Source organism: Kribbella capetownensis (assembly GCF_004331485.1).
Lineage (GTDB): Bacteria > Actinomycetota > Actinomycetes > Propionibacteriales > Kribbellaceae > Kribbella > Kribbella capetownensis.
Genome location: NZ_SJKD01000004.1, coordinates 341,086 through 355,456 on the forward strand (window position 1 = coordinate 341,086; position 14,371 = coordinate 355,456).

Annotated in this window: 13 protein-coding genes; 10 read left to right on the top strand and 3 right to left on the bottom strand. The window is 67.9% G+C overall.

Annotation, left to right across the window (positions count from 1 at the left end):
* Window positions 1-86 precede the first annotated feature (86 nt).
* Window positions 87-1,787 carry a sigma-54-dependent Fis family transcriptional regulator gene (locus E0H75_RS19910; protein WP_202873061.1) on the bottom strand — a complete coding sequence of 567 codons (1,701 nt, stop codon included), beginning with the start codon at window positions 1,785-1,787 and terminating at the stop codon, window positions 87-89.
* Window positions 1,788-1,974: 187 nt separating this feature from the next.
* On the opposite strand from E0H75_RS19910, the gene E0H75_RS19915 reads away from it, so the two are divergent.
* The 10 genes from E0H75_RS19915 to E0H75_RS19960 all read left to right on the top strand — a co-directional run bounded on the left by E0H75_RS19915 (window position 1,975) and on the right by E0H75_RS19960 (window position 11,560).
* Window positions 1,975-3,612, top strand: a complete 1,638-nt coding sequence (locus E0H75_RS19915; RefSeq protein WP_131515078.1) for a ferritin family protein — start codon at window positions 1,975-1,977, stop codon at window positions 3,610-3,612.
* Window positions 3,613-3,691: 79 nt separating this feature from the next.
* Window positions 3,692-4,732: a 2Fe-2S iron-sulfur cluster-binding protein gene (locus E0H75_RS19920; protein ID WP_131515079.1), complete on the top strand. Its 1,041-nt coding sequence runs from the start codon at window positions 3,692-3,694 to the stop codon at window positions 4,730-4,732.
* A gap of 1 nt (window position 4,733) precedes the next feature.
* Window positions 4,734-5,831: an aromatic/alkene monooxygenase hydroxylase subunit beta gene (locus E0H75_RS19925; RefSeq protein WP_131515080.1), complete on the top strand. Its 1,098-nt coding sequence runs from the start codon at window positions 4,734-4,736 to the stop codon at window positions 5,829-5,831.
* Window positions 5,832-5,833: 2 nt separating this feature from the next.
* On the top strand, window positions 5,834-6,169 hold the full coding sequence (gene mimD / locus E0H75_RS19930; protein WP_131515428.1) for a propane 2-monooxygenase effector subunit MimD: 336 nt from the start codon (window positions 5,834-5,836) through the stop codon (window positions 6,167-6,169).
* A gap of 83 nt (window positions 6,170-6,252) precedes the next feature.
* Window positions 6,253-7,284: an amidohydrolase family protein gene (locus E0H75_RS19935; RefSeq protein WP_131515081.1), complete on the top strand. Its 1,032-nt coding sequence runs from the start codon at window positions 6,253-6,255 to the stop codon at window positions 7,282-7,284.
* Window positions 7,281-8,018: an iron-sulfur cluster assembly protein gene (locus E0H75_RS19940; protein ID WP_131515082.1), complete on the top strand. Its 738-nt coding sequence runs from the start codon at window positions 7,281-7,283 to the stop codon at window positions 8,016-8,018. The genes E0H75_RS19935 and E0H75_RS19940 overlap by 4 nt, the downstream gene beginning before the upstream one ends.
* Window positions 8,015-9,040 (top strand): NAD(P)-dependent alcohol dehydrogenase, encoded by a 1,026-nt coding sequence (locus tag E0H75_RS19945; protein WP_131515083.1) that lies wholly within the window; start codon window positions 8,015-8,017, stop codon window positions 9,038-9,040. The genes E0H75_RS19940 and E0H75_RS19945 overlap by 4 nt, the downstream gene beginning before the upstream one ends.
* Before the next feature lie 19 nt (window positions 9,041-9,059).
* Window positions 9,060-10,709 carry a chaperonin GroEL gene (gene groL, locus E0H75_RS19950; RefSeq protein WP_131515084.1) on the top strand — a complete coding sequence of 550 codons (1,650 nt, stop codon included), beginning with the start codon at window positions 9,060-9,062 and terminating at the stop codon, window positions 10,707-10,709.
* Window positions 10,710-10,712: 3 nt separating this feature from the next.
* On the top strand, window positions 10,713-11,045 hold the full coding sequence (locus E0H75_RS19955) for an ArsR/SmtB family transcription factor (RefSeq protein WP_131515085.1): 333 nt from the start codon (window positions 10,713-10,715) through the stop codon (window positions 11,043-11,045).
* 98 nt (window positions 11,046-11,143) lie between these two features.
* Window positions 11,144-11,560, top strand: a complete 417-nt coding sequence (locus tag E0H75_RS19960) for an ester cyclase (protein WP_131515086.1) — start codon at window positions 11,144-11,146, stop codon at window positions 11,558-11,560.
* A gap of 51 nt (window positions 11,561-11,611) precedes the next feature.
* Here E0H75_RS19960 and groL (E0H75_RS19965) read toward each other — a convergent pair whose 3' ends face one another.
* The gene (gene groL / locus E0H75_RS19965; protein WP_238163183.1) at window positions 11,612-13,306 is read right to left on the bottom strand and encodes a chaperonin GroEL; all 1,695 of its coding nucleotides are present in this window, start codon (window positions 13,304-13,306) and stop codon (window positions 11,612-11,614) included.
* Window positions 13,307-13,343: 37 nt separating this feature from the next.
* The gene (locus tag E0H75_RS19970; protein ID WP_131515088.1) at window positions 13,344-14,369 is read right to left on the bottom strand and encodes an NAD(P)-dependent alcohol dehydrogenase; all 1,026 of its coding nucleotides are present in this window, start codon (window positions 14,367-14,369) and stop codon (window positions 13,344-13,346) included.
* Window positions 14,370-14,371 lie beyond the last annotated feature (2 nt).

Here is a 14,371-nt window from a genome sequence, read left to right on the forward strand (position 1 = left end):
CACCAAGAGAGACGCGACAACCCACCGGATAAGTTGCTCCGGTTACGGGGTCCAGCTTGGAGAGCTCAGCAGACTGACGGCGTGGGTCAGGTGACGATGCCGTAGTCGCGGATTTTTCGGTAGATGGTGGCTCGGGACATGCCGAGGGCGGAGGCGGCGGCGGTTTTGTCGCCGTGGTGGGAGGCGAGGGCGCCGACGATGGCGTCGCGTTCCAGGGCTTCCATCCGGGTGAGGTGGCGGCGGGTGGTGGCGTGGCATTCGGCGGGGAGGTCTTCGAGTTCGACGACGCCGGAGCGGCGGCGGCGGGCTACGTCGGTCAGGACCTTGCGCAGGTGCGTCACGTTGCCTGCCCACGGAAGCCGCATCAGCTGGTTGAGTGCGGCCCCGGACACCGTCACGCCGGTGATGCCGGCCCGCCCGAGCAGGTACCGCACCAGGACCGGGATGTCCTCGAGGTGATGACGCAGCGGAGGTACGGCGACAGTCCGCGGGAAGAACCGCAGCAGTTGGGTACCGAGCTCGTCCTGGCCGCGTGACTGTCCGGTCAGCAGGGTGAGCGCGACCCACGGCTCCCGGGCCACCGAGCTGTCGCGCACCGACTGCAGGAGGTCGACCAGACCCTGGATGACCTCCGCGGAGAGCAGGTGGGCGTTCCGGATGATGAGATCGGAGCCGGAGTCCAGTTCGCTGGTGGCGGACGCGAGCAGATCAGCCTGATCGTCGGCGTCGAGCACCGCGAGCCGCCGGCCGGGCGAACTGTAGTCGTGCACCGCGCGGAGCAGAGTCAACTTGCCTGAACCCGGCTCACCTTCGGCGACCAGCCACTCCGCCCGGCGACAAGCGTCGAGCACCTCCTGCGTCGTGTGCCGCCACAGCGCGCTCGTCCCGGTCATGCCGGGGAGCGACGGGATCCTTCCACCACCGGTCGACCGCGGTCCGGACCGCTGCTCCTTGATCTGCACGATCCCGCCGGCCAGAGCGTCGCCGAGGAATGTCGGTTGGTACGCCAGCCGGGCGTTGATCCCGCTGGGCAGGTCGGCGAGGAACGTGACCGGCTTGGTCCCGCCGCGGGCGTCCCGGGTCCGGTCGATCAGCGCGGCCTGGTCGGTGGAGTCGAAGCGCTGCTGGGCATGGGCGTTGATCATGAAGACCTCGTCGCCGAGGGCGATCACCGAACCGCCGGTGTGCCGGCAGACCGCGTAGTACTCGGTCAGCAGCGCCTGGTCGAGGGCGTTGGCCTCCTCCAGGATGCGTTCCTGGATCCGCCGGGCCGAGAGCTTGGCGAACGACAGCAGGATCGCGTTGGAGTTCTTCGCCTGGGTGGTGATGTCCAGGATCCCGAGCAGGCCGCCGGTGACCGGATGCGTGATCGGCGCCCCGGCGCACGAGAAGCCGCGCAGTACACCGGTGTAATGCTCGGCGCCGTCGATCAGGATCGGGCCGCCGACCTCGAGCGCGGTGCCGATCCCGTTGGTCCCGACCTCGGACTCGGCGTACCGGAAACCGGGTGCCAGCTGGACGGAGTCGAGCCGGCGGATCAGTGTCTTGTCGCCGCCGCGACGGTCCAGGACGATGCCGCGGGCATCGGTCAGGATGATGCACACGGGCTCATTGGTGAGCTCCGAGGCCAGCGCGTCGATCACCGGCCGGGCCGCGCGGGCCAGCGTGGTGCCGAGGTCGAGGCCGTCGAAGTAGGCAGGCGCGGGCCGGTCGGTGTCGACCAGGGACGCCTCCGAGCGCTGCCAGGACATCCGGATGGAGTCCCGGACGGCGGGTGTGGGGGCCATGGTCAGCTCCTTCCACTCGGCTGACTCTTCGAGAGAAGAACACGACCAACGGTAATTGGCAAGCTTGTGACTCGCGTCTCACATTGAGACAGAACGCCCCCGTCGGTGCGGCTTTCATGCCTGGAACGCAGCTCAGCCGTACCGCTGGAGCCGGGCAGAAGCCGGCTCCCGACCCTGGAGGCAGACATTGAGCAGGCAGAGTCTCACCAAGGCGCATGCCAAGATCACCGAACTCTCGTGGGAACCCACCTTCGCCACCCCGGCGACCCGGTTCGGGACTGACTACACCTTCGAGAAGGCGCCGAAGAAGGACCCGCTGAAGCAGATCATGCGGTCCTACTTCCCGATGGAGGAGGAGAAGGACAACCGTGTGTACGGCGCCATGGACGGCGCCATCCGCGGAAACATGTTCCGCCAGGTCCAGCAGCGCTGGCTGGAGTGGCAGAAGCTGTTCCTCAGCATCATCCCGTTCCCGGAGATCTCCGCGGCCCGGGCGATGCCGATGGCGATCGACGCCGTACCGAACCCGGAGATCCACAACGGGCTCGCGGTGCAGATGATCGACGAGGTCCGGCACTCGACGATCCAGATGAACCTCAAGAAGCTGTACATGAACAACTACATCGACCCGGCCGGGTTCGACATGACCGAGAAGGCGTTCGCGAACAACTACGCGGGCACCATCGGCCGGCAGTTCGGTGAGGGGTTCATCACCGGTGACGCGATCACCGCGGCGAACATCTACCTGACCGTGGTGGCCGAGACGGCCTTCACGAACACGCTGTTCGTGGCCATGCCGGACGAGGCCGCGGCCAACGGCGACTACCTGTTGCCGACGGTCTTCCACTCGGTCCAGTCCGACGAGTCGCGGCACATCAGCAACGGGTACTCGATCCTGCTGATGGCGCTGGCCGACGAGCGCAACCGGCCGCTGCTCGAGCGCGACCTGCGGTACGCGTGGTGGAACAACCACTGTGTCGTGGACGCGGCGATCGGCACGTTCATCGAGTACGGCACCAAGGACCGTCGCAAGGACCGTGAGAGCTATGCGGAGATGTGGCGCCGGTGGATCTACGACGACTACTACCGCAGCTACCTGCTGCCGCTGGAGAAGTACGGACTCACCATCCCGCACGACCTGGTCGAAGAGGCCTGGAAGCGGATCGTGGACAAGGGTTACGTGCACGAGGTCGCACGGTTCTTCGCCACCGGCTGGCCGGTCAACTACTGGCGGATCGACGCCATGACCGACAAGGACTTCGAGTGGTTCGAGGACAAGTACCCGGGCTGGTACTCGAAGTACGGCAAGTGGTGGGAGAACTACAACCGGCTGGCCTACCCGGGCCGGAACAAGCCGATCGCGTTCGAGGACGTCGGCTACCAGTACCCGCACCGCTGCTGGACCTGCATGGTGCCGGCGCTGATCCACGAGGACATGGTGACCGAGAAGGTCGACGGCCAGTGGCGCACCTACTGCTCCGAGACGTGCTACTGGACCGACGCGGTCGCGTTCCGCGGTGAGTACGACGGCCGGCCGACCCCGAACATGGGTCGCCTGACCGGCTTCCGCGAATGGGAGACGCTGCACCACGGCAAGGACCTGGCCGACATCGTCTCCGACCTCGGCTACGTCCGCGACGACGGCAAGACCCTGATCGGGCAGCCGCACCTGGACCTGGACGACCCGAAGAAGATGTGGACCCTCGACGACGTCCGCGGCAACACGTTCAACAGCCCGAACGTGCTGCTGAACGAGATGACCGACGCCGAGCGCGAGGCACACATCGCGGCGTACAAGGCGAACGGCACCAAGGCCGTCGCCTGACCCCACCGAACCGGCTGGTGGCGGCGCGGGGATGAGCGTCGCCACCAGTCGTTCCACCCGAGCGTGAGGAGGCCCGGACGTGGCCGACACCCACCGGATCCGCTTCGAACCGGTCGACATCGAGATGGACGTCACCGAGGACGACAAGATCCTCGACGCGGCGTTCCGGCAGGGCATCCACCTGATGCACGGCTGCAGGGAGGGGCAGTGCTCCGCCTGCAAGTCGTACGTGCTGGAGGGCGACCTGCAGATGGAGCGCTACTCGACCTTCGCCTGCAACGACGCAGAAGTTGCCGAGGGCTACGTGCTGCTGTGCCGGGCACACGCCTTCAGCGACTGCACGATCGAGTTGCTCAACTTCGACGAGGAGGAGCTGCTCGGCGGGGTCCCGATCCAGACGCTGAGCGCCCGGGTGGAGGCGATCGAGCCGGTCACCCGGGACATCGTCTCGCTGCTACTCAAGGCCGAGCGGCCGTTCGAGTTCAAGCCGGGCCAGTACGCCGACATCACCATCCCCGGCACCGACGACCACCGGTCGTTCTCGATGGCGACCACCCAGTCGACGCCGGACGAACTCGAGTTCCTGATCAAGAAGTACCCGGGCGGCCGGTTCTCGGCCCTGCTGGACGGCGAGCTCGCGGTCGGCGACGAACTGTCGCTGACCGGGCCGTACGGATCGTCCACGCTGAAGGACGGCCACGTACTGCCGGTCGTCTGCGTGGCCGGCGGGGCCGGGATGGCGCCCATCCTGTCCATCCTCCGGCATCTGCGGGAGACCGGCAGCACCCGTCCGGTCCGGTTCTACTACGGCGCCCGGACCGCGGGCGACCTGTTCTACCTGGACGCGATCCAGGAGCTCGGCGCGGAACTGCCCGGCTTCGAGTTCGTGGCCTGCCTGTCCGAGTCGGCCGCGGACGCCGACGGTCTCGTGGTCGAGGAAGGCAACGTCACCGACATCGTCCAGCGGCGGGAGGCGGAGCTGCACCGCAGCGAGGTCTACCTGTGTGGGCCGCCGCCGATGGTCGACGCCGCCCTGGCGTTGCTGGAGGCAACCAAGGTGCCGAAGGACCAGGTCTTCTACGACAAGTTCACCAGCCCAGCGACTACCGATGGAGTCTGAGATGGAGCAAACCAAGCAACGCAGTTTCCCCAGGATCGAGTTCACCGACTCCGAGGCGGGGGCGCTGGAGTTCCCGAGCTCGAAGAGCCGGTCGTACAACTACTACAAGCCGGCCAAGCTGCGGGCGACGATGTACGAGGACGTCACGGTCGACGTCCAGCCGGACCCCGAGCGGCACCTGACGCAAGGCTGGATCTACGGCTTCGGCGACGGCCCCGGCGGCTACCCGAAGGAGTGGACCGCCGCGAAGTCGTCGAACTGGCACGCCTTCCTCGACCCGAACGAGGAGTGGAACCAGACGATCTACCGGAACAACTCCGCGGTCGTCCGCCAGGTCGACCTCGGCCTGCAGAACGCCAAGCGGGCCAGGGCGTACGACGCCTGGAACCCGGCCTGGCTGAAGTTCGTCGAGCGCAACCTCGGCGCCTGGATGCACGCCGAGAACGGCCTCGCGCTGCACGTCTTCACCAGCATCCAGCGGTCCGGCCCGACGAACATGATCAACACCGCTGTGGCTGTCAACGCCGCTCACAAGATGCGCTTCGCCCAGGACCTGGCTCTGTTCAACCTCGACCTGGCCGAGGCCGAGGTCGAGTTCGACGGCTCCGCCCACAAGGAGGTCTGGCAGAGCGCGCCGGAGTGGCAGCCGACGCGTGAGGTGGTCGAGCGTCTGACCGCCGTCGGCGACTGGTGCGAGCTGCTCTTCGCCACCAACATCGTGTTCGAGCAGCTGGTCGGATCGCTGTTCCGGACCGAGCTCGTGATGCAGATCGCAGCCCGCAACGGCGACTACCTGACGCCGACCATCGTCGGCACTGGCGAACACGACTACGACCGCGACCTGGCCTACACCCGCAACCTGTTCCGCCTCCTGACCCGCGACGAGCAGCACGGCGAGACCAACAAGGTGCTGTTCGGCGAGTGGCTGACGACCTGGGTGCCGCGCTGCCTCGCCGCCGCGCAGGCCCTGCAGCCGATCTGGTCGCAGCCGGCCGACAAGTCTGTCACGTTCGCGGACAGCCTGGACGCGGCCAAGCAGAAGTTCCGTTCCCTGCTCGAGGACCTCGGGCTGGACATTCCGAAGGAGCTGGACAAGTGAGCATGCAGTTCGGATCTTCCGCCGAGTTCTCCGACAAGACCGGTGTGACCCTGATGAACACCCCGGTCGGCCGGGTCGTCGCCCAGGTGATGGGCGCCAAGGACGGCGTCGAGCTGACCGAGTACCCGTCGATGATCCGGGTCGACGGCACCGGCGTACTCGACTTCGACTACGCCGAACTGACCGACGCGCTCGGCTCGGAGTTCGACGGGTCGGTGTTCAAGGAGATCAGCTCGACCCACTACGGCCGGATGGTCCACCTCGACGACAAGACCCTCCTGTTCGCCAGCCCCGAGGACGCCGCCGAATACATCGGCTTCGACCTCACCGCGCACTAAACGCTGTGCCGCTCCGGTCCGGGGCCTGGCCCGCGCCCGGACCGGAGCTCATCCCGAGATCAGCCCGATGAAGCGAGGACGTCATGTACGAGAAGAACGGCGAGAAGTACTACGTGGTCGACGCGCACGTACACCTGTGGGACGGCCGTGAGTCGAACCTGAAGAACGTGCACGGCAAGCAGTTCATCGACTGCTTCTACGACTACCACCGCAACCTGAGCCCCGAAGACGAGGTGTGGGACTACGACACCTACACGTACTACGGCGCCGACCGGTTGATGAAAGACGTCTTCGACGACGGGTACGCCGACCACGCGATCTTCCAGGCCACCCTGCTCAGCGACTTCTACAAGACCGGGTTCGGCCAGACCGAGGAGGCGTTCGGGCTGGCCTCGAAGCACCCGGACAAGCTGACCTACAACCACGCCTACGACCCGCGCAACGGCGAGGAGGGTCTGGAGCAGCTCCGGCGGGACGCCGAGCGGATGAACCTGAAGGGCGTGAAGCTCTACACCGCCGAATGGCACGGCGACTCGCGCGGCTACAAGCTCGACGAGCCGTGGTCGCGCCGGTACCTGGAGGAGTGCCTGAAGCTCGGCATCAAGAACATCCATGTGCACAAGGGCCCCACCATCCGCCCGCTCGACCGGGACGCGTTCGACGTCGCCGACATCGACAAGGTCGCGACCGACTACCTGGACCTGAACTTCGTCGTCGAGCACGTCGGCCTGCCCCGGCTGGAGGACTTCTGCTGGATCGCCACCCAGGAGTCCAACGTGTACGGCGGTCTCGCGGTCGCGATGCCGTTCGTACACGCCCGGCCGAAGTACTTCGCCCAGATCATCGGCGAACTGCTCTACTGGCTCGGCGAGGACAAGATCCTGTTCGCCAGTGACTACGCGCTCTGGACGCCGCAGTGGCTGGTGGAGAAGTTCGTCGACTTCCAGATCCCCGCGGACCTGCCGGAGTACGCGCCGATCACGACCGCGCAGAAGAAGAAGATCCTCGGCCTGAACGCGGCCGCCCTGTACGACCTCGACGTACCGCAGGAGCTGCGGCTGCCGACCGACGCCGGTGACACCTCTGTCGAGGTGGCGGCCGGCGCACGCGCATGACGGCCGTCGCGACCTCGGTGGTCGACGAGATCGTCGCCGCACTGTCGACGGTGACGGATCCGGAACTGGACGAACCCATCACGACACTGGGGTTCGTCCGGTCGATCCGGGTCGACGACACCAAGGTCGTGGTCCACCTGCGGCTGCCGACGTCGTTCTGCTCGCCGAACTTCGCCTACCTGATGGCGTCCGACTCCGTCGATGCGCTCCGGAGGGTCGGCGGCCTGGGACGGGTCGTGGTGCTGCTCGACGATCACCACGACTCGGACAAGATCAACGCCGGCCTGGCCGCCGACGCCGGGTACGTCGGCACGTTCGGTGTCGAGGCGGAGACGAGCCTGGACGAACTGCGGCGGATCTTCCGGCACAAGGCGCACACGGCCGCGATGGAGCGGTGCGCCGAGGCCCTCCTGAAGGACAGCGCGATGACCGTCGACGATCTCCACCAGGTCACCCTCGCCGATCTGCGGGAAGGTCCGCACAAGGAGGCGTTGCTGCGCCGACGGGTCGCCATCGGTCTCGGCGTACATCCCGACGATCCGGTGCTGGTGGACGAGGACGGCGCGCCACTCGCCGCCGACGCGGTCCCGCTGCGGCTCCGGTTCGCCAAGGCCGTGCGGATCTCGATCGAGGGGAACTCCCACTTCTGCCGCGGCCTGCTCGCGACCCGGTACGCCGACGTGGAGCCCGACGGAAGTTCCATCCGAGTCACGAACGCAAGGAGCACGTCATGAGGGCGGTCCAGGTAGTCGGCTACCACACCAAGTTGCAGCTCACCGACATACCCGAACCCGAGATCCAGGGACCGCTCGACGTCATCGTCAGGATCGGCGGCGCTGGGGTGTGCCGGACCGACCTGCACATCCTCGAGGGGCAGTGGGCCGAGAAGAGCGGCGTCGCGCTGCCGTACACGATCGGCCACGAGAACGCGGGCTGGGTGCACGCCGTCGGCGACGCGGTCACCAACGTCCAGCCGGGCGACAAGGTGATCCTGCATCCACTGATGACGTGTGGCCTGTGCCGTGCCTGCCGGTTCGGCGACGACGTGCACTGCGAGAACAGCCGGTTCCCGGGGATCGACACCGACGGCGGGTACGCCGACTACCTGCGAACCACTGCCCGCAGCGTGGTCCGGATCGACGACAGCCTCGAGCCGGCCGACGTCGCAGCACTGGCGGACGCCGGACTCACGGCGTACCACGCGGCGGCCAAGGTGGCCCGGGCGACTCGGCCCGGCGACGTCTGCGTGCTGATCGGTGCCGGCGGCCTCGGCCACATCGGCATCCAGGTGCTGAAGGCGATCTCGGCCGCGACCCTGGTCGTGGTCGACCGCAACCCGGCGGCGGTGAAACTGGCCGTCGCGATCGGCGCCGACCACGGCATCGTTGCCAACGGCACCCAGGTGGACGACGTGCTCGAACTGACCGGCGGGAAGGGCGCGGAGGCGGTCGTCGACTTCGTCGGCGAAGGCGGCGCCACCTCCGAGGGCGTCCGGATGCTCCGCCGGGCCGGCAACTACTACGTCGTCGGGTACGGCGAGGACCTCGTCGTACCGACGATCGACATCATCTCGACCGAGATCAACTTCGTCGGCAACCTGGTCGGCTCCTACACCGATCTGCAGGAACTGATGGTGCTGGCGGCGCAGGGCAAGGTCGCCCTGCACACCACGAAATACCCACTCGCCGACTTCCAGCAGGCTCTCGATGACCTCGACGCGGGCAAGGTCCGCGGCCGGGCGATTCTCATCCCGTGACCCGAAAGGTGGTCTGACCATGGCAAAGGAACTGCGGTTCAACGAGGAGGCGCGCCGGCTGCTCGAGTCCGGCGTGAACTCGCTCGCCGACGCGATCAAGGTGACGCTCGGCCCGAAGGGACGCAACGCCGTCCTGGAGAAGCTGACCGGCCCGCCGACCATCACCAACGACGGCGTGACGATCGCGAAGGAGATCCAGCTGCGCGAGCCGTTCGCGAACATGGGCGCCCAGTTGGTGAAGGAGGTCGCGATGAACACCAACGGTGCCGTCGGCGACGGCACCACGACGGCGACCGTGCTGGCTCAGGCGATGGTCCGCGAGGGGCTGCGCGCGGTCGACGCCGGCGCGAACCCGATGCGGGTACGTCGTGGCATCGAGCAGACGGTGCCGGTCGTGGTGGAGACGCTGCGCTCGTGGGCGGCCGACGTCGGCGGCCCGGACGACCTGCGGCACATCGCGACGCTGGCGGCCAGTGACGACGAGACGATCGGCGAGGTGATCGCGGAGGCGGTCACCCGGGTCGGCCGCAACGGCGTCGTCACCACGGAAGAGTCCGATGCCGGCGGTCTGTCGGTCGAGGTCGTGGACGGGATCGAGTTCGACCACGGCTACGTGTCGCTGTACATGGTCACCGACAAGGAGCGGATGGAGGCCGTCTACGAGAACCCGGTCATCCTGCTCACCAACAAGAAGATCTCCCAGGTCCAGGACATCATGCCGACCGTCGAGGCGGCCAAGCGCGCGGACCGGCCGCTCGTCGTACTTGCCGAGGATGTCGACGGTCCCGCGTTGCAACTGCTTGTCGGCGGCAACATGCACAACACCATGCAGTCGGTCGTCGTCCGGGCTCCCGGCTTCGGGCACCGCCGCGTGGCCGAGCTCGAGGACCTCGCGGTGGCACTGGGCGGTCAGGTCATCGCGACCGACACCGGGCTGGACCTGGCCGAGGTCGCGCTGAACCACCTCGGGTCGTGTGACCGGATCACCATCACCGAGGACCGGACGACGATCGTCGGCGGTCACGGCGACGCGAACCTGGTGGACGCTCGCCTGACCCAGCTGGACACGCAGTTCGAGCGGGCCAGGATCGACGCCGACCGGGACAACCTGCAGCTGCGGATGGCCCGGCTGTCCGGCCGGGTGGCCGTCATCCAGGTGGGCGGCGCGACCAGCGTCGAGCGCAAGGAGCGGATGCTGCGCGTCGAGGACTCGCTGGCCGCGACCCGCGCCGCGGTCGAGGAGGGCGTGGTGGCCGGCGGCGGTACGGCGCTCGTCCAGGCACAGGAGGCGGTGTCACGGGTCGAGCTGACCGGAGACGCCGCGGTCGGCCGCGAGGTCGTCCGTCGGGCGTTGCCCGAGCCGCTGCGGTGGATCGCGATCAACGCGGGGTACGACGGTGACGAGGTCGTCGCCAAGGTCGCCAGCCAGCCGCTCGGCACCGGCTTCAACGCGCTCACCGGCCAGTACGCCGACATGTTCGACGAAGGCGTGATGGACCCGCTGAAGGTGACCAGGGCAGCCCTGGAGAGCGCGGCGTCGATCGCGGCGCTGCTGATCACCACCGAGACCGCGGTCGTCGAGGAGATCCTCGGCAACCCCGGTGCGATCATGGCCCCCGGTTTCGGCGATCTGGCCGAAGGCATGGTCCGTCCGTCCAACATCTACTGAGTCATGACCGAGCCGACCAGTCTGCAGCTGCACGCCGCGGTCCGCACCCTCGGGCTGCTCGTCGCGCCCGTGCGGCTGCACCTGGTCTGGCTCGCCACCAACGGCGAGTACGACGTGGGCACGCTGGCCGATCGCGCCGGCGTCAGCATCACCACGGCCAGCCAGCACCTCGCCAAACTCCGCCTCGCCGGTCTCATCTCGCTGCGTCGGGACGGCCGCCGCCACATCTACACCGTCGACGACCCCCACATCGTGGCCCTGGTCGACCAGATCCTCGCCCACATAGCCCCCGACGGCACCCTCGCCCCCGACCCACCGGCGCGTCTCCGCGCCTGACCGCAGTGACCCGGTTCCGCAGCGTCAAAGCGGGTCGGCGCGCCTTGCCAGCGCCTGCGCTCGGGAGGAGCGTGGCGACCAGGAAGGGGGAAAAGATCATGTCGAACGTGGAGCTGCACAAGCAGGCACACAGGGCGATGACCGAGGAGGGGGCCGAGCAGACCGCGACGTTCTTCGCGCCGGACATCGTCTTCACCGACCACGCGCAGGGCGTGACGATGAAGGGCAAGGAGGAGACCACCGGCTGGCTGGCCGTGTGGAAGACGGCGTTCTCGGACGCGGCCGTCACGGAGGGTACCTACCTGGACGCGGGGGACTGGACAATCGCGCGGTTCCAGGCCAGGGGGCACAACGACGGAGAGTTCGCGGGTCTGCCCGCGACGGGACGAGAGGTCGACTTTCCGTGCTGCGAGCTGATCCGCTGGCAGGACGGCAAGTCGGTGGAGGGCGCGTTCTACTACGACACCATGACCGTGCTGGTCCAACTCGGTCACGTCACGCCACCTGGAAGCTGAGATGGCACCGCCGGCTCGAGCAGAACGCTCGAGCCGGCGGGCGGTGGAGGGTCAGCCGACCGACGGGCCGAGACCCAGGGACTGAGGTGTGCTGGAGTCGGGGGAGGGCTGGTGCAGCCCTTCGTCCAGAGCGCCGTACTCGGTCATCAGGGCGGGGCTGCCGCCCCACGGTGTCTGTTCCTCGGCGATCAGGGTGTTGGTGGTGAGCAGGAGACCGGCGACCGAGGCGCCGTTCTGCAGTGCCGAGCGGGCAACGCGCAGGGGATCGACGATCCCCATGTCGAGCATGTTGCCGTACTTGCCTTCGAGTGCGTCGAAGCCTTCGTCGACTCCGAGCTGCGAGGTCCGTTCCAGCACCTCCGCGCCGTTGTAGCCGGCGTTCGCGGCGATCAGGTACGCCGGTTCGCGCAACGCCCGCCGGACGATCTTCACACCCGTGGCGTAGTCGTCCTTGACGTCGAGACTGTCGAGCGCCGACTCGGCGTGCAGCAAGGCCATGCCACCACCGGCGACGATGCCCTCGGCCATCGCGGCGCGGGTCGCGGACAACGCGTCCTCGACCCGGTGTTGCAGTTCCTTCAACTCTGCCGGCGTCGGTGCGCCGACCCGGATCACCGCGACCTTGCCGGACAGCGCACCGATCCGCTCGGTGAGCACGTCCTCGTCGACCCCGAACGTCGCCCGCTCCAACTCGGCGCGCAACTGCGTGAGCCGGAACTCGATGTCCTTCTCGTGCCCGGTCTCGGCCACGATCGCGGTCCGGTCCGCGTTCACCCGGACCTGGTCCGCCCGGCCGAGCTGCTCGAGCCGCATCGTCTCGAGGGTGAAACCGGAGTGCCGGCTGTAGACCGCGCCGCCGGTGATCGCCGCGATGTCCTCCAGCTTGTGCAGCCGCCGGTCACCGAAGCCCGGCGCCTTGACCGCGACGCACTGGAAGAGACCGTTCACGTGGTTGTGCACCAGCATGCTGAGCGCGGTGCCCTCGAGGTTCTCCGCGATGATGACCAGCGGCTTGGGCTCCCGCATGATCTTGTCGAGCAGCGGCATGACCTCCTGCACCTTGGTGATCTTCTCGCTGCACAACAGGATGTACGGATCGTCCAGCACCGCCTGCAGGCTGCCGGGATCGGTCACCATGTACGGCGACAGGTAGCCGTTGTCGAACTCGAACCCCTCGACGAAGTCGACCCGCATGCCGTGCGCGGCCGACTCCTCGACGGTGACGATGCCGCCGTCGCCGACGGTGTGCAGGGCGTTCGCGATCACGGCGCCGACCATGTCGTCGTCGTTGGCCGAGATGGCCGCGACCCGGGCGAAGTCGTGCTCGGTGGCGACCGGGTGCGCCACCTCACGGAGCCGCTCCACCAAGCGGGCCACGGCCAGGTCGATGCCGCGCTTCACCAGTACCGGGTTGCCACCCGAGCTGATCGCGGCCATGCCCTCACGGATGATCGCCTGGGCGATCACGGTCGCCGTGGTGGTGCCGTCGCCGACGATGTCGTTGGTCTTGATCGCGGCTTCCTTGACCAGCTGGGCGCCCATGTTCTCGAACTGATTCTTCAGATGGATCTCCCGGGCGATGGTCACGCCGTCGTTGGTGACCACCGGCGAGCCGGTGATCTTCTCCAGGATCACGTTGCGGCCCTTCGGGCCCAGGGTCGATTTCACCGCGTCCGCCAGCTGGTCCACTCCGGACAGCAGCAGGTCGCGGGCCTGCTCACCGAATCGCAGTTCCTTGGCCATCAGAGCCCTCCCGGTCGGTCGTGCCGTGACTAATGTGCACTTACGGAACGAGGATCGCGCGGCCGCGGACCCGGCCGGCGTCGAGATCGGCGACCGCATCGACGGCCGCGTCCAGCGGGTAGGTCCGGGTGTGCAGGGTGACCTTCCCGGCCTGGGTGAGCGCCATCAGCTCGGCCAGTTCGTTGAAGGTGCCGACGATGTTGCCGATGATGTTGCGCTCGGTCGAGATGATGTCGAGGGTCGGGATCTGGACCTGGCCGCCGTACCCGATGACGAAGTACGAACCGGCCGGTGCGGTCATCGCGAAGCCGTCCTGCTCCGCGCCCTGCTCGGCGACGAAGTCGAGGACGACGTGCGCGCCGACGCCGCCGGTCAGGTCGAGGACCGCTTCCACCTGTTTGCCGTCGGCAACCACTGTCTGGTCGGCACCGAGCTGCTCTGCCAGCTTCAGGGCGTCGGGGTTGCGGTCGACGACGATGATCCTGGTCGCGGTCAGCGCGGCCAGGCACTGGATGCCGATGTGCCCGAGACCGCCGGCACCGATCACGACGCAGGTCGTGCCGGGCGGGAGCAGCGAGATGGCCTTGCGGACCGCGTGGTACGCCGTGATGCCGGCATCGGCCAATGCCGCGACGTCCTGCGGCCGGGTGCTCGGGTCGAGCTTCACGCACGCGCGCGCCGACGTGAGCAGGTACTCTGCCATCCCGCCGTCGCTGTCGAGTCCCGGGAACGAGCTCTGTGCGCAGTGCATGTCGTTGCCCGCTCTGCAGGCGGCGCAGAGCCCGCAGGTCGGGGTCGGGTGCAGGATGACCGTGTCACCGACCTGGACGTTGGTCACCGCGGAGCCGATCTCGTGCACCCAGCCGGCGTTCTCGTGGCCGATCGTGTACGGCAGGGTCGGGTGCATCGCTTCGGCCCACTGGCCCTCGATGATGTGCAGGTCGGTGCGGCACACCCCGGCGCCGCCGATCTTGACGATGACGTCCAGCGGGCCCCTGACGACCGGTTCCGGTACGTCGTCGATGACCGGCTGCTGGTGGTATCCGTGCAGTCGAACGGCCTTCATCC